Annotated in this window: 19 protein-coding genes and 1 tRNA gene; 7 read left to right on the top strand and 13 right to left on the bottom strand. The window is 36.1% G+C overall.

Annotated features, from left to right (window positions below):
* Positions 1–5: 5 nt before the first annotated feature.
* From hisB to hisIE, 5 genes are read left to right on the top strand one after another with little or no spacing between them, the layout of a single operon-like run.
* On the top strand, positions 6–1,073 hold the full coding sequence (hisB, locus tag ACGH47_RS07550) for a bifunctional histidinol-phosphatase/imidazoleglycerol-phosphate dehydratase HisB (protein ID WP_411623115.1): 1,068 nt from the start codon (positions 6–8) through the stop codon (positions 1,071–1,073).
* Positions 1,073–1,660: an imidazole glycerol phosphate synthase subunit HisH gene (gene hisH, locus ACGH47_RS07555; RefSeq protein WP_220215109.1), complete on the top strand. Its 588-nt coding sequence runs from the start codon at positions 1,073–1,075 to the stop codon at positions 1,658–1,660. Before hisB ends, hisH begins: the two co-directional genes overlap by 1 nt.
* Before the next feature lie 2 nt (positions 1,661–1,662).
* A complete protein-coding gene (gene hisA, locus ACGH47_RS07560) occupies positions 1,663–2,415 on the top strand; it encodes a 1-(5-phosphoribosyl)-5-[(5-phosphoribosylamino)methylideneamino]imidazole-4-carboxamide isomerase (protein ID WP_411623116.1) in 753 nt (250 codons plus the stop codon).
* Complete coding sequence (gene hisF / locus ACGH47_RS07565; RefSeq protein ID WP_411589751.1) at positions 2,397–3,173, top strand: imidazole glycerol phosphate synthase subunit HisF; 777 nt, start codon at positions 2,397–2,399, stop codon at positions 3,171–3,173. Before hisA ends, hisF begins: the two co-directional genes overlap by 19 nt.
* Positions 3,167–3,793 (top strand): bifunctional phosphoribosyl-AMP cyclohydrolase/phosphoribosyl-ATP diphosphatase HisIE, encoded by a 627-nt coding sequence (hisIE, locus tag ACGH47_RS07570; protein WP_411623117.1) that lies wholly within the window; start codon positions 3,167–3,169, stop codon positions 3,791–3,793. The genes hisF and hisIE overlap by 7 nt, the downstream gene beginning before the upstream one ends.
* An 82-nt stretch (positions 3,794–3,875) precedes the next feature.
* On the opposite strand, the gene cysB is transcribed toward hisIE, so the two are convergent.
* The 3 genes from cysB to matP form a co-directional block, all read right to left on the bottom strand.
* Entirely contained in the window at positions 3,876–4,847 is a 972-nt protein-coding gene (gene cysB / locus ACGH47_RS07575) for an HTH-type transcriptional regulator CysB (protein ID WP_411623118.1), read from the bottom strand.
* Between the two features lie 169 nt (positions 4,848–5,016).
* Positions 5,017–7,617 carry a type I DNA topoisomerase gene (gene topA, locus ACGH47_RS07580; RefSeq protein WP_411623119.1) on the bottom strand — a complete coding sequence of 867 codons (2,601 nt, stop codon included), beginning with the start codon at positions 7,615–7,617 and terminating at the stop codon, positions 5,017–5,019.
* A gap of 29 nt (positions 7,618–7,646) precedes the next feature.
* Complete coding sequence (matP, locus tag ACGH47_RS07585) at positions 7,647–8,111, bottom strand: macrodomain Ter protein MatP (RefSeq protein WP_220215114.1); 465 nt, start codon at positions 8,109–8,111, stop codon at positions 7,647–7,649.
* 148 nt (positions 8,112–8,259) lie between these two features.
* On the opposite strand from matP, the gene ACGH47_RS07590 reads away from it, so the two are divergent.
* Both ACGH47_RS07590 and ACGH47_RS07595 read left to right on the top strand, forming a co-directional pair.
* The gene (locus tag ACGH47_RS07590; RefSeq protein ID WP_411623120.1) at positions 8,260–9,945 is read left to right on the top strand and encodes an amidohydrolase; all 1,686 of its coding nucleotides are present in this window, start codon (positions 8,260–8,262) and stop codon (positions 9,943–9,945) included.
* Between the two features lie 732 nt (positions 9,946–10,677).
* Entirely contained in the window at positions 10,678–12,039 is a 1,362-nt protein-coding gene (locus tag ACGH47_RS07595) for an APC family permease (RefSeq protein ID WP_411589746.1), read from the top strand.
* Between the two features lie 124 nt (positions 12,040–12,163).
* Here the strand turns inward: ACGH47_RS07595 and ACGH47_RS07600 are convergent, their stop codons facing one another.
* The 10 genes from ACGH47_RS07600 to ACGH47_RS07645 form a co-directional block, all read right to left on the bottom strand.
* Positions 12,164–12,427, bottom strand: coding sequence for an HPr family phosphocarrier protein (locus tag ACGH47_RS07600; protein ID WP_065558280.1), 264 nt, complete (start codon positions 12,425–12,427; stop codon positions 12,164–12,166).
* 136 nt (positions 12,428–12,563) lie between these two features.
* Complete coding sequence (locus ACGH47_RS07605; protein WP_411623121.1) at positions 12,564–13,502, bottom strand: phosphatidate cytidylyltransferase; 939 nt, start codon at positions 13,500–13,502, stop codon at positions 12,564–12,566.
* Between the two features lie 58 nt (positions 13,503–13,560).
* On the bottom strand, positions 13,561–14,046 hold the full coding sequence (locus ACGH47_RS07610; RefSeq protein ID WP_411623122.1) for a hypothetical protein: 486 nt from the start codon (positions 14,044–14,046) through the stop codon (positions 13,561–13,563).
* Complete coding sequence (locus ACGH47_RS07615; protein WP_411623123.1) at positions 14,033–15,349, bottom strand: phosphatase PAP2/dual specificity phosphatase family protein; 1,317 nt, start codon at positions 15,347–15,349, stop codon at positions 14,033–14,035. Before ACGH47_RS07615 ends, ACGH47_RS07610 begins: the two co-directional genes overlap by 14 nt.
* A gap of 12 nt (positions 15,350–15,361) precedes the next feature.
* Entirely contained in the window at positions 15,362–17,113 is a 1,752-nt protein-coding gene (locus tag ACGH47_RS07620) for a bifunctional alpha/beta hydrolase/class I SAM-dependent methyltransferase (RefSeq protein ID WP_411623124.1), read from the bottom strand.
* 13 nt (positions 17,114–17,126) lie between these two features.
* Positions 17,127–17,735, bottom strand: a complete 609-nt coding sequence (locus tag ACGH47_RS07625) for a CDP-alcohol phosphatidyltransferase family protein (protein WP_411623125.1) — start codon at positions 17,733–17,735, stop codon at positions 17,127–17,129.
* Between the two features lie 65 nt (positions 17,736–17,800).
* Positions 17,801–22,075, bottom strand: coding sequence for an acyl-CoA dehydratase activase-related protein (locus ACGH47_RS07630; protein WP_411623126.1), 4,275 nt, complete (start codon positions 22,073–22,075; stop codon positions 17,801–17,803).
* Positions 22,076–22,331: 256 nt separating this feature from the next.
* On the bottom strand, positions 22,332–23,051 hold the full coding sequence (locus tag ACGH47_RS07635; protein WP_411623127.1) for an epoxyqueuosine reductase QueH: 720 nt from the start codon (positions 23,049–23,051) through the stop codon (positions 22,332–22,334).
* Positions 23,052–23,332: 281 nt separating this feature from the next.
* Positions 23,333–23,665: a DMT family transporter gene (locus tag ACGH47_RS07640; protein WP_065558273.1), complete on the bottom strand. Its 333-nt coding sequence runs from the start codon at positions 23,663–23,665 to the stop codon at positions 23,333–23,335.
* 199 nt (positions 23,666–23,864) lie between these two features.
* Positions 23,865–23,940: transfer RNA gene (locus ACGH47_RS07645), tRNA-Lys, on the bottom strand.
* Positions 23,941–24,073 lie beyond the last annotated feature (133 nt).

Here is a 24,073-nt window from a genome sequence, read left to right on the forward strand (position 1 = left end):
TCATCATGTTACAAAAATATTTATTTATCGATCGGGATGGTACCTTAATTACTGAACCGCCTATTGATTTCCAAGTTGATCGTTTTGAAAAGCTTGCTTTTGAGCCTAATGTCATACCGGCGTTACTCAAACTACAAGCCGCAGGCTTTAAATTGGTCATGGTGACCAATCAAGATGGACTAGGAACCAGTCGCTACCCACAAGCTGATTTTGATGGTCCACATAATCTAATGATGCAAATCTTTCAATCACAAGGCGTGAACTTTGAAGAAGTACTTATCTGTCCGCATTTTCCTGAAGATAATTGCCAATGTCGAAAACCCAAAATTCAATTAGTGCTACCTTATTTGTCTAGCGGTAAATTAGACAAAACCAATAGCTATGTGATAGGTGACAGGGTCACAGATATACAACTCTCTGAAAATATGGGAATTAATGGACTCCATTATCATCCAACACATTTAAATTGGAGCGAGATTGCGCAACGATTAACAACAGCCGATCGTTATGCAAAAGTTGAACGACACACAAAAGAAACCAACATACTGGTTGAAGTTTGGTTAGACCGACAGGGTGGAAGCCAAATCAATACTGGCATTGGTTTTTTTGATCACATGCTAGACCAAATTGCGACCCATGGAGGAATTAAGCTTAATATCCAAGTGAAAGGTGATTTGCATGTTGATGATCATCATACTATTGAAGACACAGGACTTGCTTTAGGCGAAGCGTTGAAAATTGCCCTTGGCGATAAACGAGGTATTGCTCGCTATGCGTCGGTAATTCCTATGGATGAATGTTTAGCGAAATGTTCAATGGATATATCTGGTCGTCCTTATTTGAAATTCAATGCGCAATTTTCTCATCAAAAGGTGGGCGATATGAGTACGCAAATGGTTGAACACTTTTTTTACTCCATAAGTTATGCCATGGGTATTACCCTACATATCGATACCGAAGGCGATAACGATCATCATAAAGTGGAAAGTCTATTTAAAGCTTTTGCCCGAACGTTAAAACAAGCAATCAAAATCGAAAGTGACAGATTACCCAGTTCAAAAGGAGTGTTGTAATGAACATTGTGATTTTAGATACGGGTTGCGCTAATCTTTCTTCGGTTAAATATGCGATTGAAAGATTAGGATACCAACCTATTATCAGTCTGGAACCTGATATCGTGCTTAACTCTGATAAGCTTTTGTTACCGGGTGTTGGTTCAGCTTCAGCTGCAATGCAGAAATTAAAAGAACGCAACTTAGTCGAGCTTATTAAAGTGTGTACTCAACCTGTTTTAGGTATTTGCCTTGGCATGCAATTATTGGCTCAGTACAGTAATGAAGGTCATGTTGATACATTGGGAATAATAAACGAAAAAGTCATTAAAATCCCCGATTGTGGACTACCACTGCCTCATATGGGGTGGAATAAAGTCTACCCGAAAGCCGGACATCATCTATTTCGAGATATTCCAGATGGTGCTTATTTTTACTTTGTTCATGGATACGCGATGCCATTATGCTCAGCAACTATTGCAGAAACCAATTACGGCGAAAACTTTACCGCTGCCGTGCAAAAAGACAACTTTTACGGTGTACAATTTCATCCCGAGCGTTCTGGCTTAGCCGGTGCAAAATTGCTCAAAAACTTTCTGGAGATGTAGTCATGAGTGCCTATCCTACTATCATACCTGCACTGGATTTAATCGATGGCACTGTTGTTCGATTACATCAAGGTGATTATGATCTCAAACGTGATTATGGCAATAACCCACTACTGAGATTACAAGACTATCAAAAACAAGGAGCCAAACTATTACATCTTGTTGATTTAACCGGCGCAAGAGATCCCAACACTCGCCAAATATCCTTGATTAAAACCTTAATTGCTGGTGTACAAGTTCCCGTTCAAGTCGGTGGAGGTATTCGTACAGAAGACGATATTAAAGCCCTACTTGCCGCCGGCGCCACTCGAGTAGTCATCGGTTCAACAGCCATTAAACAACCTCAACTCGTTAAGCAATGGTTTAACACTTATGGTGCAGATGCATTAGTGTTAGCGCTCGATGTACGAATTGATGAGCAAGGTAACAAATATGTCGCTATTCATGGTTGGCAAGAGAATTCGAACCAAACACTTGAGCAGGTGATTGACGATTATCTACCTTATGGTTTGAAACATGTGCTTTGTACCGATATATCTAAAGATGGGACACTTAGTGGTTCCAATGTCAAACTTTATCAAGAAATAAGTCAACAATTTCCACAAATCGCGTTTCAAGCATCGGGGGGAATCGGACAATTAACAGATGTTCAAGCACTACAAGAAAGTGGTGTTGCCGGTGTGATTGTCGGTCGAGCATTGCTTGAAGGTAAATTTACAGTTCAGGAGGCAATTTCATGCTGGCAAAAAGGATAATCCCTTGTTTAGATGTTCGTGACGGTCAAGTGGTCAAAGGGGTACAGTTTCGCAATCATGAGATCATCGGCGATATTGTACCTCTAGCCAAAAGATATGCTGAAGAAGGTGCTGACGAATTGGTTTTTTATGACATAACAGCATCTTCTGACGGGCGTGTGGTCGATAAAAGTTGGGTTGCCAAAGTTGCAGAAGTGATTGATATTCCTTTTTGTGTGGCTGGCGGTATTAAAACCGTCGAAGATGCTGGGCAAATATTAACCTTTGGTGCGGATAAAATATCGATTAACTCCCCTGCTTTAGCTAACCCCGATTTAATTACGGAGTTAGCCAATTGTTATGGTGTGCAGTGTATTGTAGTTGGGATTGATACTTGGTACGACCAAGAAACTGACAACTACCATGTCTATCAATTTACGGGCGATGAAAAACGTACCGTTGCAACCAAATGGAATACCCTAGATTGGGTTAAGGAAGTGCAGAAACGAGGCGCCGGTGAAATCGTACTCAATATGATGAATCAAGATGGCGTTCGTCATGGGTATGATCTTAAACAACTCAAAGCGATACGCAAAATTTGTCATGTTCCATTAATTGCTTCAGGTGGTGCAGGCACAATGGCGCACTTTTTAGATGCTTTTCAAGATGCTGGTGTGGATGGTGCTTTGGCTGCGTCAGTATTTCATAAACAAATTATCAATATTGCAGAACTTAAACAGTATTTAGCTAACCACGGAGTAGAGATTCGATTATGTTAGTTTCCAATTCAGACAACCAATTAGACGCGAGTCAGCTTGATTGGCAAAAAGTAAATAACTTAATGCCTGTTATTATTCAACACTATGTTTCAGGTGATGTATTAATGCTTGGCTACATGACGCCAGAAGCCCTTAAACAAACCCAAACTACTGGTAAAGTAACCTTCTATTCTCGAACTAAAAATCGGCTATGGACGAAAGGCGAAACCTCAGGACATTTTTTAAATGTAAAAAACATTTCAACCGATTGTGATAATGATACCCTGCTGATTTTAGTTGATCCAATTGGCGCTACGTGTCATACCGGTAGCAACAGTTGCTTTGCTAAGGCAAAAACGGAATGGGGGTTTTTATATCAATTAGAACAGTTGCTTGCTGCACGTAAAAATGCCGATCCTCAGTCATCGTATACCGCAAAACTTTATCATGATGGCACCAAGCGTATAGCGCAAAAAGTGGGCGAAGAAGGCGTTGAAACCGCACTGGCTGCCACCGTACATGACCGAGAAGAACTTAAAAATGAGTCAGCGGATCTGATCTATCATTTGTTAGTTTTATTACAAGATCAAAATCTGTCCCTTCAAGATGTTATCGGTATACTAAAAGCTAGACACAAATAAAACGATACAATAAAGTGCGAAAACCTCGCACTTTACTCAATATTTATTCGGAATAATTTACCGAATGTCAGTCATCAATGACCTAACAAATTGGCAATTTCACACCATTAAACATAGCTTGTACTTCAACATTGTTATCACAAAGAATCAGTCTATCGACCGTTTGTCTATTTAAATGGGGTGAAAATTGACTGATGAAATCGTACATATAGCTACGTAAAAAGAGTGACCGAGCAAAGGCAATATAAGTTGTACTATAAGGAAATATATGACCAGCATTAAGCACGACAAAATCGCTATCGATGTTTTCATTGACTGCCATTTTCGCTACAATGCCGACCCCAACACCCAATTTAACATAAGTTTTAATTAAATCCGCATCAGTTGTGCTAAATACAATATTGGGTAATTGTTTGGCATTAATAAACGCCTGATTTAAATCTGATCCATCATTAGAAAAATCATAGCTGACTAAAGGATATTTTGATAACTCTTCAATTGAAATCATATTACTTTTAGCCAAAGGATGATCCTTCATGACAATCACAGCTTGATTCCAATGGTAGCAAGGTAAAGCGATCATATCATCACTTAACTGCGAAAGATCGGTAATTATCGCAAAATCAGCTTGACCGGTTTGCGCTTGCAATAGACATTGTTTAGACGATCCTTGCTCCATGTGCAAAATAATATGTGGATACTGTTGCATAAACTTTTGGATGACAACTGGCAAGGTATAACGGGCTTGCGTATAGGTTGTTGTGATGGTTAAAGAACCTTGATTTGGCTGACTGAACTCTTTAGCAATGATTTTGATATCTTTCGATTTATTGAGGATTTCTTTAGCTAATGCAATGATTTTTTCGCCTACCGGTGTCACTTCTGAAAGATGTTTTCCTACACGGGTAAAAATTTGGACGCCTAATTCATCCTCTAATAATTTAATCTGTTTGCTTATACCAGGCTGCGATGTATAAAGTTTTTCGGAGGTTAGCGAAACATTGAGATCGTTGTTCACCACTTCGACAATATAACGTAATTGTTGCAATTTCATGACAAAGGCTCCTTTAACTCTATACACTTCCCTCTTGATTAATACGTATTAAAAAAGAGGGAAATTATAAGGTAATTCCTTTCACACTTTAGCACAAACAAACTCACGACTTTATACTAAAACGTATACTTAACCTGAATGATATTAACAATCATTCAGGCGTTCTTACCTATTTTTTACTATTGATCCATTTGCCGTCGACGTATTGCATTACCCAACCAGTTGATTTGCCATTTACTTCTGATGTGACATATTGCTGTTTGCTTTTACGACTAAAACGCACAATAGATGGGTTACCATCAGGATCTTTACTTGGTGCTTCAGTTAAATACTTAAATTTTTCGGGTAAACGATCTTTAAAACGCTGTAACTCTTCAATCAATGGTGCACGTGTTTCCCTTGATTTTGGAAAATTGTGTGCAGCCAAGAAGATTCCCGATGCACCATCACGTAGTACAAAGTGTGCATCTGACTTAGTACATTTAAGTTCAGGCAAATCGACCGGATCTTCTTTTGGCGGTGCAACATCACCATTTTTTAAGATCTTACGCGTATTTTTACAATCTGGATTGGTACATCCCATGTATAGACCAAAACGTCCTGATTTGAGATGCATTTCAGATCCACATTTTTCACATTCAATAATAGGGCCTTCATAGCTTTTGACTTTGAAGTTACCTTTTTCAACAAGCGATCCATCACAAATTGGATTATTACCACAAATATGTAGTTTTCGTTCATTATCAAGCAGATAACTATCCATTGCCGTGTGACATTTAGGACAACGCTTACGAGCTCTTAACGCATCAGTTTCGGCTGTTTCTGACTCTTCTAAAATATTTAGGGTTTCATGTTCAGGGATTAAGTTAATTGTTTGCTTACAACGCTCTTTAGGCGGTAATGCATAACCGGAACAAGCAAGGAACACACCCGTTCCAGCCGTTTTAATGCCCATTTCACGTCCACAATTTGGACAGGTTATTTCTGGCGTTAAGACTAAAGGATTTAATTGCATTCCCCCTTTGTCTGGCGTTTGTTCAGCAATTTCCAGATGTTTACTAAAATCACTAAAAAACTGATCGAGTACTTCTCGCCATTCTTGTTTTTTATTGGCAATTTCATCCAGTGCATCTTCCATGCGTGCCGTGAAATCATAGCTCATAAGATCATTAAAATTCTCATTTAAGCGATCTGTAACAATTTCACCAATCTTTTCAGCATAAAAACGACGATTATCTAAACGTACATAGCCCCGATCTTGAATAGTTGAAATGATCGTTGCATAAGTTGATGGTCGTCCTATTTCACGCTTTTCAAGCTCTTTTACTAATGACGCTTCATTATAACGTGCAGGTGGTTTAGTAAAGTGTTGATTCGGATTTAAGCTAATTAAATCCAATTTGTCATTAACATTAACCGCCGGTAAAATTTTATCGTCACTATTTTTTGATAATTGAGGTTGCACTTTTGTCCAACCATCAAAGCGTAATGTACGTCCCTTCGCTTTTAAAATAAAATCTCCCGCTTTTACAGTGATTGTGGTGGAATTGTATTCGGCAGCGGTCATTTGACAAGCAACAAACTGTCGCCAAATAAGTTGATAGAGTTTGCACGCATCAGCGTCAACATCGCTAAGCTTATCAGCCAGTATTGTTACATCAGATGGACGAATGGCTTCATGCGCCTCTTGCGAATTCTTTTTACTACTGTAAACATTGGCAGATTTTGGCAGGTATTTATCCCCAAAATTCTGACCAATATAATCACGCACCATAGTCAATGCATCTTGACTTAAATTGGTTGAATCCGTACGCATATAGGTGATGTAACCTGCTTCATAAAGACGCTGAGCTAACATCATCGTCTTTTTAACACCAAACCCTAAACGGGTACTTGCTGCCTGTTGCAAAGTGGAGGTAATAAAGGGTGCTGTCGGATTGCTTTTGGTTGGTTTTTCTTCAATATTGGTAACATGGTACTGGCTTTTATTAAGTTCAGCCAATGCAATATCGATCGCTACTTTATCTTTTGGCTCAAATGCTTCATTTTTATAATGTGTCACTTGTAACGTTAATTGCGCTTTATTCTGGGTCATTAAATCAGCATACAGATCCCAATACTCTTCGGGAATAAAGGCATGAATTTCACGCTCACGTTCAACGACAAGTCTAACAGCAACCGATTGGACACGCCCCGCGGATAAACCTCGAGCCACTTTTTTCCAAAGTAATGGCGAAAGCATAAAGCCCACAACCCGATCCATAAAGCGACGAGCCTGCTGAGCATTTACCCGATCCATATCTAACATAGATGGTTTATTAAATGCATTTTTAATGGCTGTTTTCGTAATTTCGTTAAATACTACACGACGGTACTTATTGTCATCGCCACCAATCACATCTTTTAAATGCCAGGCGATAGCTTCCCCTTCTCTATCCAAGTCGGTTGCGAGGTAAATCATATCGGCATCTTTAGCTAATTTTTTAAGTTCTGATACAACACGTTCCTTACCGGGTAGAATCTCATAATGTGCTTTCCAACCATGGTAAGGATCCACGCTCATGCGACTGACTAACGCTTCTTTTTCTGAGCGTTTTACTTTCTTCTCGGCTTTATCTTTAGTCGTTTTCTCAGAGCGTTGGCTACTACCACTAACGGGTAAATCTCGAATATGCCCCACACTTGATTTTACAACATACTCTTTGCCAAGATATTTATTAATTGTTTTTGCTTTAGCTGGTGATTCCACAATAACAAGGGATTTTCCCATAATTAAACCTATTTATCCTGTAGTTTGTGTTATTTACTGTTACGCTTCACATCAAGAAGTGACAGTAAATCATCTTTTATTGTTGATACTTTTGTCGCATATTGTTCTTTTTGCTCAGCATCTTCAATTAGTTGCGTAATGGTTTGTGACAATGTACAACCACGGCGTTTAGCTAAATTCGCTAAGCGTTGCCAAACTAAAAATTCCAAATCGATGGACTTCTTCCGTGTATATTGTTGTTCTGCGTTAAAATGTCGTTTTCGTTTTGCCCGTATAGTCTGCTTCATGCGATTATCTAGATCGGGATTCAAATGCGATTTTATCCAATCAACAACGCTTGTTGGATTATGTTCTAACAGTAATAACTCATTTACGGCATGTTGAGCAGCACTTTTTTCAATATAGCGAGTTATTGGCTCGCCCTCTAGATGTTTTTTTACTAAATAGTGCCACTTCCAACCACATTCAAGGTTTTCGAGTTGTTGATATTTCATTTGTTCACCTTGTGACGCTGTAACTATAGAGATTATATGTAGCATAATCGTTTTACACAATAAAGAAAATTATTGCATTTGACAAATTTTTTATAAATCTGGTATCGTTCACCTTTTATATCGTTCTTTATTTAAGGAATCAAAAATAATGGTTAAAGCTGATGTTATTTATATTAATGGCTATATTTATACAGCAGATAAAAAAGATACAGTTTGTGAAGCGATAGCAATCAAAAATGGTTACATAATAGCAACTGGCTCCACAGATGAAATAAATAGCCATCACTATGTTGATAATGATACAGCAATTTACGATCTTCATGGTAAAACGATGATGCCGGGGATAATCGACTCACACCTTCATACTTTTTGGGGTGGCATGCAATTGACCTCATGTAATTTGAATTATCAAAGTTTAACCGTTGAGGATACTTTAGCAATTATTCAAAAACACTTGGATAAAGACAGTCAGAATAATAGCACACAATGGCTACAAGTTCGAGGCTGGTTAAGGCAAGAAGTGTTACCAATTGGTACCGATATTACCCGCTTCGATCTGGATAAACTCAATACTCAGCGACCGGTAATCCTTTTTTCTAACGATTGTCATACGTTAGTTGCTAATAGTATTGCGTTGCAAAAATTTGGTTTGGATAGAAACACACCCGAACCGACAGATGGAAAAATAGGCAGAACACAAGACGGTGAACTTAATGGCATTTTAGAAGATGCACCGGCTATGCGAGCTTTTGATAGCATATCAAAATTGACGGAAGAACAAGCCGCACATATTGCTAAATTAGCACAGGCAGAATTAAACAAACAAGGCGTAACAGCCGTGATGGACGCACGGATAACTGAAACGCAAGCCGATGCCTTTTTGAAGTTGCAACAGCAAGATCAACTTACCATTCGGTTATTTGGTGCACGAGAGTTACCGCCAGATGATGTGACATCCATTGAAGCTATTCCGGCATTACTCGAAAAAGTTAAACAGTTTGCAAACCGTTATGATGATAAAAATTGGCAACCTAAGCCCGGTATTAAAATTTCACATACTAAACTGTTTGTTGACGGGGTAATGCAAGCACCATTAATGACAGCAAGACTATTACAACCTTATCAACTTGAAGATGAAAAAGATCGTTATGGTGATTTGTACTATTCAACTGAGATGCTAAATGCTTTAATTTTAGAGTCCTCTCGTGCCGGTTTTCATCCTCATATGCATACTGTTGGTGAAGGTGCCATTGAAGTAGTGCTTGATGCAATTGAAAAAATGCGCCAAGCATTACCTGATGCCGATATCCGCCCTAGCACGGCGCACAATGAACTTAGTGCTGCGCATCAATATGCAAGGTATAAGCAATTAAATGCATGTGTAGTGTTTTCATTCCAATGGGCAGGCTGTAGTGCGGCTATGGTTGAACAATACCAAACACTATTTGGCGAAAAGCGCTATTACGGTTTAGAAGCCCACGGGCAATATATCGATGCAGGCGTCAACTGCGCCTTTGGTAGCGATTGGCCAATTGATCCATTAAATGAATGGTATGATTTTCAAATAGCCATGACCCGACAAATTGATGCACAGCACCCACGTTTAAACAGTGACCGTAATTTAACCGCGACCGAAGTTTTACGCTGCGCAACCATTGGCGCTGCTTATGTGCTAAAACAAGATGACTATATTGGCTCAATTGAAAAAGGTAAATTTGCTGATTTGATCATCTTAGATCGCAATCCATTTACCATTCCAGCAACCGATATGCAAAATGTGAAAGTATTAACGACTATTGTTGGTGGTAAAACAGTTTATCAACAAGACTCGTAAAAACTATAGCTTTAGATAGATTGTTTTAAAAAATAGAGCCAACCTAACCGTTGGCTTTATTTTTGTTTAGTCATTACGTCTTTATCGTTTATATGAATAATAGGTACGTTAGCTGATAAGCAAGCTGTTCCCCACCTAGAACGGATAATTAGTTTCTTGTTAGTTTTAATAATTTAATTACTATATACATTAGCAATCAGTACTGAAAGTAAGAATAATGGTAAATGCTTTGGTTGCATATCTGTAACAAGGGAAATCAAAATTACTTTTTATTCAAATTTTCTTACATTTTAAAACATTCATCCAAAATATCACTCTTATTAGGAAAACTTTAAACAATAATTTTCCTAAAAATATTTTTTTCACTACTTTATATCAAATCCACAATAATCTCTTTTTCTCCAATTTAAAATACAATATATTTTATGAACAAATTACCTTGGCTTTTTCAATTTCTTATCCTTCTATGCTTATCTATAATAGAACGCTGAACCTAAATATAGGTCACGCCTACGAGTTTAAATAATCTATTTTTATTAAGATTTGTTTAGAAATAATTCATATTGAATGATCTAATTCAAAATTTGCATAATTTAATGTCAATATAATAAAAATTAACTTGCATAATTATAATAATATGGGAGAATTCCCTGCCGCTTTTAGCGGGTAAAAAGGCAAAACTATACTTAGTAGTTTTTTATTGTTTTTTGGGACAGAGGAGCAAAGTTAGTCATGTCCGCAATAAAAATGAAACGAGTTTTAACCACACCTGCATTGATTGCATTTGGTTTAGCTTATATGGTTCCTTTGGGGATCTTTACCACTTATGGGGAAGTCACTGTTACAAGTAATGGACACTTACCTATAGCCTATATTATCACTCTAGCAATGATCTTTTTCACAGCATTGAGCTATTGCCGTATGGCCAATAAGCTACCAATTGCTGGTTCAGCCTATTCGTATGTACAACGTACTTTTGGTGGAAAAGTCGGTTTTTTGGTTGGTTGGGCTCAAATTTTAGATTACCTTTTTTTACCAATTTTAAATTATTTGGTTTTAGGTATTTATTTAAACGAAGCGTTTCCAGCGATTCCTGCACCCGTATTTGTTTTAGGATCTTTAATTGGCGTAAGTTTACTCAATTATTTGGGAATTAAACTAATTAATTCGGTTAATTTCACTTTGATCATCATTCAAATGATTTTTATCGGTTTATTTATCTTTTTGACATTTACAAACGTTAATTTAACGCCTGATGCTATGATGAAACCATTATCAGTTAATGCTGGCGATTTTAGCGGATTACTATCTGGTGCAGCAATATTATGTTTGGCTTTTTTAGGGTTTGATGCTATTGCGACATTAGCTGAAGAATCGAATGATGCCCAAAAATCGCTACCAAGAGCAATTATCTGGACTGTCCTTATTGCTGGATGTATCTTTTTAGTCGTTTCTTATTGTGCTCATTTAGCCTATCCAAATTGGACTGATTTTGCAGAAAATAAAGATACCGCAAGTTTAGAAGTTGTTCGTCGTGTGGGTGATATTAGCCGGTTAGGTGGAGAGTTTATGTATAACTTCTTCCAAGCGGCTTATTTAACAGGTGTGTTTGCCTCTGCAATGACTGCACAAACCAGTGTTTCACGGATCTTCTATGCAATGGGTCGTGAAGGCGTATTACCAAAGCAGATCTTTTATCGTATCCACCCTCGTTTTAGAACACCTTATTTATCTATAATATTTGTAGCATGTTTTTCATTATTATCGTTGGTGTTAAGTTTAACATTGGTTGTTTCAATGATTAGCTTTGGGGCGTTAGTCGCATTTACTTTTGTCAATTTATGTGTAATTAAAAGCTATTTAGGTGAAGGTCAAACCAAAACATTCGCGTTAATCATCAAATATGGTCTTTTACCGGCAATTGGTGTTTTACTTTCTTTATGGTTGTGGACTAGTTTAGATGCGACAGCCATGATAGTTGGTTTAATTTGGCTCGCTATTGGATTTTTCTATCTGATATATTTAACTAAGGGTTTTACAAAATTATTGCCATCTATTGATCCACACGAATTAAATTCAATCATCAAAGATTAGCTTAATTTTTTTAAATAGTTCTACTTAAAAGTATTCAGTTCTCGCCCTTTTAAAACCATTCCGTCGACCTAAGTCGACGGAATATATATGTTTATAACATTCTGTTTTGATAAAGATTTATCAATTATTCACCAAAACCAGTAGCAAATAATTCGCGGATTTCATCCATTGCAGCTTGCTCGTCTTCTCCATCACAGATGATTTCAACAGTTGAACCACCTTTTACACCTGCTCCTAGCAGCCCCATCATACTTTTTAGTTTAATTGCTTTGTCGTTATAAACAAGCTCAATTGATGATTTATAGCGACCGGCTAATTTGACTAATGCCGTTACTGGGCGCGCATGAAGACCGGTTGAATTTTTTACTACCATTTGCTCTTTTAACATACTAAGTCCTTCTTTCTATCTTAAGTTAATACAATACCTAGTATTTATATCATAAAATAATCTGTTTTGCTCATTTTTAGATATAAATTTTTATAATTTATACAAAGCTTTTTATTAATTTAAACTTAATACTATTTTATGCCCAATAATATCTAACTACATGAAAAAAAACAGGCGCTGCAAAACAGATTGAATCAAAACGATCAAGTACACCACCATGTCCGCCAATTAGGTTACCCCAATCTTTTACCCCCCTATCACGCTTTATGGCAGACATAACTAATCCGCCAAAAAATCCTAGCAAGGTGATCATGAGTGAAATTAAACCAGCTTGAATAAAACTAAATGGCGTAATCCAAAACAGACAACTACCAATAAAACTGGCTGTAACTATGCCACCAATAAATCCTTCCACTGTTTTGGATGGTGATAAATTAGGGCTAATTTTATGTTTACCAAATAATTTACCAAAGACATACTGCAAAACATCTGACATTTGAACAACTAACACCAAAAAAGCAATAAGTAATAAATTTCGGTCGTGATAGTTATCAATTTGGAGTGACAATAAGGCAGGCACACAAGAGATATTATATACGGTGATGACTAATCCCCATTGTACTTCGGCCGTTCTGTCTAAGAATTTAAATGAGGATCCGGTAATTGTGGCTAAAATAGAAAGAATTAAAAAACCAAATACTGGAATGAATATGCTAAATAGACCATACCATGAAACAGCAACTAAAATATATTGCGCCGGCAACGCTATTCCAAAAGCAAATATTAAAACGTAATAATCATCTCGGCTAATACTGGTCAGATTAAGAAACTCTCGTAATGCTAAACCCGATACCACGAAAAATAAAAAAATGACGGCTAATTTTCCGATCAAAAAAGCAGTACCTAAAATCGCTACCATGACCCACCACGCATTAATGCGAGTATTTAAATTATCAATAACCCGATTAGGTGATCGAATTCGATGTTTTAACGTGAGACCAATTAACGACGCAACGATTAAAAATAGAGTAACGCCCAAAAATAACAATAAAGTATGGTATTGATAGTTAGACATCTATTTCCTCAAATTGCTGATTTTTTTTAATACTTTAAAAATGAATGTTGAAATCATTTTACAATAAATTATAAATAATACGACTGGCAAATCCGCCCATAAAGAGTAAAAGTTGGATCATCACTGTCACTATTTGAATTTTGAAAAGTCGTAATGTCCCTTTTTCGCGCTCATACATTGTTCGAGATTTAGAAAAATCAGATTTAATTAAACCTAATTTTACAAGCGCATGATCTAACTCTTTCAACACTATTGAGGGTTCATGGATATATGGCGTCAAATATTCAAAAAGTTTGATATCGAAAGTAGTCCTAAGTGCATAATATTGACTTATTAAACCTAAAATAAAAACAAAAAAACAGATTAAACTTATCAGATTTGAATCATTAATTAACAGATAAATAAAGCCAATGACCAGAGCAGAAATTGTTAATAACCCAGAAAAAATATTAATTAGCTTACTTAAAGAAAGCAAACTACACAATGTCACAATTTCAGTTTGATTGGTCTGAAACTGTTTTCTATTATGATCAGATTTCAGCATGTAGATTTCTGCTCCATTCTATTAATATTAACCGTTGTCTGGTTGAAATAACAATATTACGCCGACATGTTCTTACCTTAGCTATCGCATCATCAACATTCTTGGCTCGATTAGTCCACAACAACCACGCGATAACTGCTGTCGCACTTCTTGAATAACCTAATGCACAGCAGACTAACAATCGACCTTGGAGTCGATATTGTTCAATGATTTCAGCCGTCATTTGACATTGCGCTTGCGTGAGCGGTGTCATATCCAAAATTGGCATTAGCATATAATTACCTTTAAATTGACCTATCGGCAGTTCTGCACATAAATCAACAATAGTTGTAAATTGATTGTGTTTCAGATTGTAGGTTGAAGGAATTCTACCTAAAAAAACGTTATCTTCAATGAAATTGTTTGGTTGGTGCTTAAACGTCCATAAACGTGAATTGATCCACATAATGATAAAATAAGGCAAATATAATATAATAACGACGAGTGAAAAATGTCCGTTAGATTGTTTTTGAAATCCTTTTGCACCTATCAATAAATAATTAAGCGCGACCAACAAAAATGCCCCAGAAAACCAAAATAGCCAAAGTCCCCACCCCTTCATATAAATGGCCAAACCCATGGTTAACAGAGTTAAACAACAATAAATAAAAGCCCAACGGTACTGTTTTGATAAAGACGTGCATTTTAATGGCGATATTCCATTATTAGGCCATAACCAAATACACAAACAACCTACCCATACACCTGTTGGGATATCAAAAAAATGATGTTGCCAGGTTGTTAATACCGATAGCGCAATTAACAAACACCAAATATGCAAAATATTACGGAAAAAAGTCTGAAAATAATTAGCATAGAACTGCCATAAAATAATAAGTAATGTGATATGTAATGATGGGGCTTGATTAAAAGGTTTATCAAATCCCATAAGAAAATCAAAAAGTAAACCAAAAAATCCGTCCATAGCTGGACGATCAAAACTGAATTTAAGTGGGAAAAGAAGAAAACAACAGACACAAATAATTTGTGCGGTTAATAATCTAAAGCAAAGTATTTTTAATGACTGATTCGATTTTGCTAGTAATATAGCAAGTCCATACATTAAATCTATCGACCAATAGGGCACAATCGTCCATGACCAAAGTGGTATGAGCGTTTCCCAATCAAAAACAATGCTACTGACATCATTACGTTCAGCTGTGAATGCATTGCTAAAATTGTAACTAGCAAAGAAGAATACTGTTAACCCGATAAGCCATAAACATTTTTTAATGTTTAATTGAATAGAACACTGCTTCATCATAACATTAATCAATTAATCAATGCGCTGAGCTAATGACACCGTAAAAATCCCCCACTGATCAATACGCATTGTGACTTTTCGAAAGCCTGCTGCCATGACAAGTTGATCCATTTCAAGCTGTGTGCGTCTGCGCATTATCCATGGCTGCCCGTCACGATGTGAAGTTAATGCTCGGGCAATAAACTCAAGTTGAGGATGCCAAGGTTGATTGGTATAAATTAAATATCCACCTTTGGGGATAGCATCCGCTAAACCCGATAAAGATTCACGTAATAATGAATTATCACTAAACAATTCATACAAACCAGAAACGACAGCTAATGTTGGTTTAGGCGATAGGTCAGCTAACTGCTGTCTGTTAAAAGCATCGCCCTTTTCAAACTGTACAAGGTGACTTAAGCCTAATTCAGTAATCAAATTTTGACCATCACGAATATTAATATCGCTATAATCTCTAAGGAGTACTGAATCAGGTTTCATGGCTAATTGACTAATTGTCTCAAGAACATAACGTCCATGACCTGCTGCTATATCAACAATATTGACGATATTATCGTGTTTTTGTAATTGCGATATGGCTAATTTTAATAATTCTTCAAGATGTATTTTACGTTGCCGAATTCCTCGCCAACCCATTGATTGCAAATAAATATAGTCAAAAAACTGACCTAATTTTGAACTTCCTGAAGGTTGATTACGATAAACATAATCCAATGTACTACCTGAGTCGAACCCAGTTTCAACTCCAAGTTTGATACCATCAGAAATTTTACTGGCATATTTCAAATTAGCTTTGATGAATTTCCAGTAAAGAGGTTTAACTATTCCCTTCACAGGCAATGATAAATTATCGGCTTCTTGCTTAGTGTAACCGACAAGATCTGCGTTAACCAAAGAAGGAATATTCGGTTGATTTGCAAAGCACCCTATAATAAAACGCCTTGCTCTTTCAATAGCGATATGGCGTTCTTGTTCACCAAACGTGTCATGATAAAAATTAGGCAAGATATGAAATTCTTTTTGAGTGGTACCTAAATTTTCATAAAACTGTTTCTGAGGTTTGCGTCTGACAACAAAATCAGAACCAGAAACAAGTATTTGAGTCGGCACTGTTATTGCATTAGCATCTTTAACAATACGATCAGCTACAGAATATAAATCAAGTAGCAATCTGACTGAAATTGGTCGAGTGATTAATGGATCTTGATTAAATGATTCTGCTCGTTGTTTGTCATGAGTCAATAATCCAGATTTAACGTAACTATTAACAAAAAAATTACCTTTCAGATTATATAATAATTTTAAACCAGGCACGGCCAAAGGAACATAAAGTTTTACACGAAAAGCAGGCGCTCCTAGTACTAAGGCTCGAATATTGGGGTTATAATCATGCACCCAAGCACTCGCAATGACGGCACCCACACTTTGTGCAATAATTGCAATATCTTGTTGTCTTAAACTATATTCTTGGATAATGTGTTCAATAAAAGCATTCGCATCCTTGATCAGCGTAGCAAAATTGGGGGCATCGCCTCGTTTACCTTCTGATTGTCCATTACCTCGGGCATCCCATGCAAAAATGTGAAAATTAGGTAATTCAAGTTCGTCGGCAAGATGCGCTATTCGACCAGAATGTTCATGTCCACGATGAAAAAGCACAATCGCTTGATTGGGTTGGATATCGCCATCTATTGCAGGCCAGTAGCGATAAAATATTTGGCAACCATCATGGCTTGTGAATGTTTTTTGTTGCTGTTGACGCATCGACAACTCCTTGTTAAATTTTAGCTTCTTGCAAACCTTTTCGAATTCGATTCACAGTCGTCCATATGAGTAAAAAAATAATTATCCCTAATAACGCATTTATCCAATTCAATGGTAACAAACCGGTAGCAATACCTAAACTGATTAAGCTAAAAATAAAAGCTCTATCGCTTTTTCCCATTGGACCGTCATACCGTCTGGATGCACCAATTAGTAACGCTAAAACACCACTATATTCAGTTAAAAAAGACAGTAACACAATCAATATCACTAAACCAGTATTGACACTTGGCACCTGAATAAATACTAATAATAGCGCACAATCGGAAATAACATCCGTTATTTCATTTAAATATGCGCCCAAATTAGATTTTTGATGATACTCTCGTGCTAACATGCCATCAATGGCGTTGAGCGCCATTCGAATAAACATCCATACTGGAATTAAGAAAAATAGCCAAAGATATTCAATAAAATAACTCACAATCAAGGCGATAAAAATAGAGCCTATACAAGCGAATAAAGTGACCTGATTTGCGGTAATGTTCGCACTATAGAATTTCTCAACGCAGGGACGAAGTAACGATTGAAATCGTGATTTTAATTGATAAATTGATAACACAAACAATCCTTTTATAAATTATCTTTTTACTATTACTTACACTGAATCGTCATGTACTTTAACATTTAAACAATCCGTTGTAACTGGGTATACTTTAATGAACTTACCATAAAATGCAAACGATTAAGCACATTAACTTCACCTGCACCATCATCAAAGTCTAAATAGAGTAAGTTAAGTTTTGGGTTAAGATCTCGCATTCGTTTTTCAACACCTTTAGATACAACATGATTTGCAATACATCCAAACGGTTGCAGGCTAATAACATTGTTAATTCCCTGTTCAGCAAATGTCATGATGCCAGCAGGAATCAACCAACCTTCACCATATTGATTCGCCAGATTTAAGATTTCTTCAGCCTTTTTAGACATATCACGTATACTATGGAAAGGTTGATAATACTTAAATTGGGACAAAATTTTATTTGTTTTATCAATATACCGATGTGCAATCTTTTCAAAAAAGGATATTAGATAAGAGATATAACTCTTTGATGAGAGATAATTATTGACATTACTATCATAATTAACAAAACATTGCGCAAAAAACTCAATCATTGGTGGAATAACCGGTTCAATACCCTGCTCAACTAGCCATTCAACACTGTGTTGATTACCAAAACTATTATATTTAACGTAAATTTCGCCCACTATACCGATTTGTGGACAATTTTTATGGTGTGTTTCAATTTGATTAAAGTGTACAACGGCTTGCGTTAATAGTTCGAAGATGGCCTTTTTACCTTGCTTTTGTTGAATAAGTTGTTGCAATTTATGCATATAAAGCGCTTTAAGCTGATCAGCTTGTTGTTTAACTTTCGCTCTTGGCGCAATGGCGTAATACATTTTTGATAGTGAATCAGCAAAAAGCATCGCAAAAAAAGTTATCGGTAATGTTTTAAACCAATTTAGCTTAAAGCCAGGTTGTTCTATTTCATTAATATTTCCAGTACTAAGTGAAATTATGGGAATATCTTCAAAACCATTACTGATCATCGCTTTTTTGATCAACGATAAATAACTACTCGCTCGACACTGTCCACCCGTTTGAGTTATCCCTATTGCTACATCATTACGGTCATATTTTCCTGAACGCAGTGCTTTAATAATATCCCCAACAATAATTGTTGCCGGATAGCAGATTTCGTTATTGCAGTATTTTAATCCCCATTCGACTGAACGCTTATCTGGCTTAGGTAATGTTTCCAGTTTATAACCCGATAACGCAAAAATTGGCGTTAAAAGCGGAGAATAAAAATCGGAGATAAACGGTGCTAAAATGGTTCGACGCTGCTTATCTTGCTTGCTAAAAATAGCCGTTTTTTTACGTTCATCTGTTTTTAAAGGTTGCTGATGATTCATTCGTATCGATTCAATAATGGAACGTAAACGTAATCTGACAGAACCCGTTGCGGTAATTTCGTCAACACGAATTATCGTACCGGTTTTACCTTTTGATTCTAAAATTGCTTTACATTCATCGGTAACAATAGCATCAAGCCCGCAACCAAATGAATTAAGTTGAACAAATTGGATATTATTGGGTTGCTCTGCAACGAATGAAGCGGCAGCATATAAACGATTCGGGTAGCTCCATTGTGAACAAATTTGAAGTTCTGGCGATAACTGGCTAATGCCACCTAATACAGAATCTTCAGTAATCACATCACAACCAAGCGCATTTAAGATTTCAGGTGTTTTATGGTTTATTAAACTATCACTATGATAAGGCCGTCCTGCTAAAATAAATACATATCGCCCTGTTTGTTTGGCATTATCTAATACTTCAATCGCTTTGTTGTAAAGATTCTGTTTAAACTGGGACTGTGCCATTAATGCTGCCGAAAAGGCGTTATCAATGACTTTTTTCGCTATACCTAATGACCGTAAATATTGAACACAACTTTTTTTGAGTAACTTCACATCCGTGAAATTCATCACAGGATAATCAATCGGAATACCATATTTTAATTCTGGATTGATAGCACTATGTATGACTTCTGCATAACTACTCACAATAGGACAATTAAAACTATTTACTGCATTATCAAACTGGGATGATTCAAATACGACCATAGGCATAAAAATACGATCCACTTTTTGACCAACTAATTCCATAATATGCCCATGTACTAATTTAGCAGGAAAACAGATACTATCAGACATCACTGTACCTGCTCCTTGTTCATAAATTTTATGAGTCGAATAAGGTGAAAGTATTACGTTGATACCACTTTGAGTCAATAACGTATGCCAAAAAGGAAAATTTTCATATTGTCCGAGAACACGAGGTATGCCTATATTAATTTTTGCTTGAGGATTTTCGACAGTGATTCGATCAAACAAGAGCGCGTTTTTATAATCAAGCATGTTAAAGGCATGATTATCTTTATATTGATTATTACTTAAGAAACGTTCACATTTATTACCGGAATAATATTTTTGCCCATTGGCAAAACGGTAGATCATAATATCACAATTATTTTCGCACCCCTTACAGCGAGAAGGTTTCGCTTTGTTATCTTCAGCTTTTGCTAAGTTATCCAGCCCAATAAATTGTGAAGGTGTATTATTTTCAACAAAATGATTTTTTGCCACTAAAGCCGAGCCATAGGCGCCCATTAATTCAGGGATATTTGAGCTGGTGATTTGCGCACCGGTTAATTGTTCTAAGGCTCGAAAAACAGCAGGATTCTTAAAAGTTCCACCTTGCACGACGATATTATTACCTAATTTACGCATATCGTGCAGTTTAAGCACTTTATGAATTGCATTTTTAATCACTGAAAACGCAAGTCCAGCCGAAATATCCCCCATGGTGGCATTTTCGCGTAGGGCTTGTTTAACTTTAGAATTCATAAACACAGTACAGCGTGTACCTAAATCACAAGGATGGGTTGATTGACAGGCCGCATCGGCGAAATCAATGGTATTTGAGTTTAATGATTTAGCAAAAGTTTCAATGAATGAACCACACCCTGATGAACAAGCTTCATTAAGTTCGATATGATTAACCACACCATTGGCAATAAAAATGGCTTTCATATCTTGACCACCGATATCCATGATAAAACTGACATCTGGATCAATATGCTTTGCTGCGGCAAAATGCGCCATCGTTTCAACTAAACCATCATCAATACCAAATGCGGCTTTTAATAACTCTTCGCCATAACCGGTGACACCCGTCCGCAAAATCACAATATCTTTATTGGATGTCTCAATTTCTTTTTTTAATTGAGATAATCCTTTAATCAGTGCACTAATTGAATGACCGTTATTGGGGGCATAATAAGTAAACAGTAGTTCATCATCTTCACTAATTAACGTAATTTTGGTTGTCGTTGAACCACTATCTATGCCCAAAAAAGAATTTTGCTTTTTATAATCTACGATATTTAATCGAGGAATATCGATATATTTCCGTCTTTTTTTCCAGTCATCAAATGATAAGGCTTCATTAAAAAGAGGAGATAATCGAAAAGATTGATTCACTGCAATTTTTGTTGAAGCATTTAATTTCTCGATAAAACTATTAATTGAAAGTTCAGCACGTTCAATCGGATGAATTGCCGCCCCCCAAGCAGACAACAATGTTGGATAAGGCGTTTCAACTAGCTGATCTTCATCTAATTTCAACGTATTAAGCGCTGCTTTACCTAAGGTTGGAATAAAGGAAAATGGCCCACCAATTAACATCACTTTAGGAACGATATCATAACCACGTGCTAAGGTATTAACGAGTTGAATACAAACAGCATGTAAAACAGAAAAGGCGATATTTTCTTTTGAGACGTTACGACTAATGAGATTTTGGACATCGGTTTTGGCAAAAACGCCACAACGAGAAGCAATTGGAAAGATTTTGTCATGATGTTGAGCGAGTTGATTAAATTGTTGAACAGGCGTGTTTAATAGCGTTGCCATTTGATCGATAAATGCCCCTGTCCCACCTGCACAGCTACCGTTCATTCGAATATCGGGCGGGCGATCGGGAAAGAAGAAAATCATCTTACTGTCTTCACCGCCAATATCAATTAAGGTTCTGACTTCGGGATAGTTGCGCTGCACAACTTCAGATGCCGCCACCACTTCTTGGATAAAAGGAATATCGGCTTTTTCAGATATTCCCATACCAGCCGAACCCGTTACCTTGACGGATAGACAAATATTATTACCAAACTTCTGTTTAATTTCATTAAGTAAATCGAGGACTGTCGCCACAATATGTGTATTATGACGAATGTAATTGGTATAAACAAAATTGTCAAACTCATCAAGTACAACACATTTCGCTGTTGTGGAACCCACATCTAAACCAAATTTAAATAATTTTGACATAAGCAGCACATAATCCCCAAAGCATCCATTACTTTTTAATCGATATAATCAATATCGCTTTATTTTTTATGTGTAATAATTATAGCCGAATCTTACTTTTTTTTAATCAATTTGGTTAAAAAATATCTTGTTTTAAAGTTGCGTTTTTAAAATCCTATTAAATTAATTTCTATCATAGAAAATAGTTAGCTAAAACCATTTTTAATAGGGTGAACTAACTATTTTTTGGCATCTTTTATGAGGATAATAATATGTATTAACGCATTTTTTCTAATCCCTGCTTAGCGATCGCAATAACATTTTTTAAATCGACGCCTTGCGCTTTAGCAGCAAAAATACAACCACAATAACATTGTCGATAGACATCATATTCTTTGCAAAGCTCGATAGAACGTTTATAACCATTATTTTTTTTAAAATCAGAAGGTAGATAATTCACCGAAAAAATTTCTTGAATTTCAAAACCCAGTTGATTGATTTTATGGCTATTTTTTTTAGGACTTAACGTCAATGCACTAGCAAAATAATCGTATCCCAATTCTTGCGCTTTAATCGCTGCCAAATCTAATCGCATTTTATAGCAGAGATGACAACGCTCTCCTCCTTCGGGTTCATCACGCAAATGCCCAACTTGTTTAACAAACTCTGCCGGTTGGTAAGGTGCTTCTAAAAACTGGACATGATGCCCTGTTTTCAGGTTAAAATCGTTGATGAATTTTTGTTGAACCAGACTACGGTGTTCATATTCAACTCTTGGATGAATATTCGAATTGGCAAAATAGATAGTAATATCAGCATACTGTGCCAAATACTCTAAAACATAGGTACTACATGGTGCACAGCAACTATGAATCAATAATTTAGGGCGAACTGCTTCGTGCTGCCAATCTGCGATGACTTCTTGTAAAACAGAATCGTAATTGATTTTGTTATGAGGATTTAATTTTTCCAGTATATTTTTAGCATTAATTAACATGATGACTCGTTTATAATTTTGATGATTAAAGTCTTTTTAAGCTGCGCTATGATATAGCGATAAACGCAACCATTCAAGCTTAGCATGTAATTTTTTATACTGAAACAAAGGTAATAACTAAAACTTTTTGATAATCTAATTATGACGTCAATAGCGTGCTTTTACTCAATAGTCATTAAACCTGAAGTTTATTCAATCATCTAACCTTGTTCATTGATTAACTTATTAAAACAAACTGTTATACTGATTAATTATTCATCTCAAAATCGATATCAATAATATTAGTGCCCTGACACTTTAGAAAATAAGTTTATAATAATTACCCCAAACATGATAAATCCCATACCGATTACAGCCGCTAAGTCCAAAGTTTGTTTCATAAAGATCCAAGCAATCAAACTAATAAGCACAATACCAATTCCTGACCAAATCGCATAAGCAATACCTACGGGAATGGTTTTTAATGCTAAGGAAAGAATATAAAATGATGCGCTATAACCAACAATTGTAATAATAGAATAAATAAGATGGGTAAACCCATTCGATAATTTTAATGAAGATGTAGCGATAACTTCACAAATAATAGCGAAAAAAAGATAAAGATATGCATTCATAATAATACCTATAGTCATTTGAAAAACAAATTTATTGGTTAAGTTTAAAACCTTAACGTTCTGATGTTTTATTAACCTATCACACCTTAATCAATAATATTAAAGCTTAATTATGGTTTCATTTCATCATGCTAATTTGAACAAACAGGTAAACTTGAAAGCTATCAAAGCTAGAAAATTATGAAAAAGGAATATTAAATGGTGGGTTGTGAGGGGATCGAACCCGCGACCAATTGATTAAGAGTCAACTGCTCTACCGACTGAGCTAACAACCCATAAAAGTATTTTCGAAGTATATAGTAAACTTAATTCAAAAGCAAATTAGCTATACAAATTTTTTTTGTAAAACATTGATATTAATCTTAATATATCATTTCTTACCTTAACGGCTACATGGTCTAATTGCAC

Origin of the sequence: Gilliamella sp. CG16 (genome assembly GCF_046635785.1) — a bacterium.
Classification (GTDB): Bacteria; Pseudomonadota; Gammaproteobacteria; order Enterobacterales; family Orbaceae; genus Gilliamella; species Gilliamella apicola_I.

Bases quoted from the DNA above. Each gene is read 5' to 3' on its own strand.
- hisB (WP_411623115.1), top strand. From the start codon at position 6: ATGTTACAAAAATATTTATTTATCGATCGGGATGGTACCTTAATTACT.
- hisH (WP_220215109.1), top strand. From the start codon at position 1,073: ATGAACATTGTGATTTTAGATACGGGTTGCGCTAATCTTTCTTCGGTT.
- hisA (WP_411623116.1), top strand. From the start codon at position 1,663: ATGAGTGCCTATCCTACTATCATACCTGCACTGGATTTAATCGATGGC.
- hisF (WP_411589751.1), top strand. From the start codon at position 2,397: ATGCTGGCAAAAAGGATAATCCCTTGTTTAGATGTTCGTGACGGTCAA.
- hisIE (WP_411623117.1), top strand. From the start codon at position 3,167: ATGTTAGTTTCCAATTCAGACAACCAATTAGACGCGAGTCAGCTTGAT.
- cysB (WP_411623118.1), bottom strand. From the start codon at position 4,847: ATGAAATTGCAACAATTACGTTATATTGTCGAAGTGGTGAACAACGAT.
- topA (WP_411623119.1), bottom strand. From the start codon at position 7,617: ATGGGAAAATCCCTTGTTATTGTGGAATCACCAGCTAAAGCAAAAACA.
- matP (WP_220215114.1), bottom strand. From the start codon at position 8,111: ATGAAATATCAACAACTCGAAAACCTTGAATGTGGTTGGAAGTGGCAC.
- ACGH47_RS07590 (WP_411623120.1), top strand. From the start codon at position 8,260: ATGGTTAAAGCTGATGTTATTTATATTAATGGCTATATTTATACAGCA.
- ACGH47_RS07595 (WP_411589746.1), top strand. From the start codon at position 10,678: ATGTCCGCAATAAAAATGAAACGAGTTTTAACCACACCTGCATTGATT.
- ACGH47_RS07600 (WP_065558280.1), bottom strand. From the start codon at position 12,427: ATGTTAAAAGAGCAAATGGTAGTAAAAAATTCAACCGGTCTTCATGCG.
- ACGH47_RS07605 (WP_411623121.1), bottom strand. From the start codon at position 13,502: ATGTCTAACTATCAATACCATACTTTATTGTTATTTTTGGGCGTTACT.
- ACGH47_RS07610 (WP_411623122.1), bottom strand. From the start codon at position 14,046: ATGCTGAAATCTGATCATAATAGAAAACAGTTTCAGACCAATCAAACT.
- ACGH47_RS07615 (WP_411623123.1), bottom strand. From the start codon at position 15,349: ATGATGAAGCAGTGTTCTATTCAATTAAACATTAAAAAATGTTTATGG.
- ACGH47_RS07620 (WP_411623124.1), bottom strand. From the start codon at position 17,113: ATGCGTCAACAGCAACAAAAAACATTCACAAGCCATGATGGTTGCCAA.
- ACGH47_RS07630 (WP_411623126.1), bottom strand. From the start codon at position 22,075: ATGTCAAAATTATTTAAATTTGGTTTAGATGTGGGTTCCACAACAGCG.
- ACGH47_RS07635 (WP_411623127.1), bottom strand. From the start codon at position 23,051: ATGTTAATTAATGCTAAAAATATACTGGAAAAATTAAATCCTCATAAC.
- ACGH47_RS07640 (WP_065558273.1), bottom strand. From the start codon at position 23,665: ATGAATGCATATCTTTATCTTTTTTTCGCTATTATTTGTGAAGTTATC.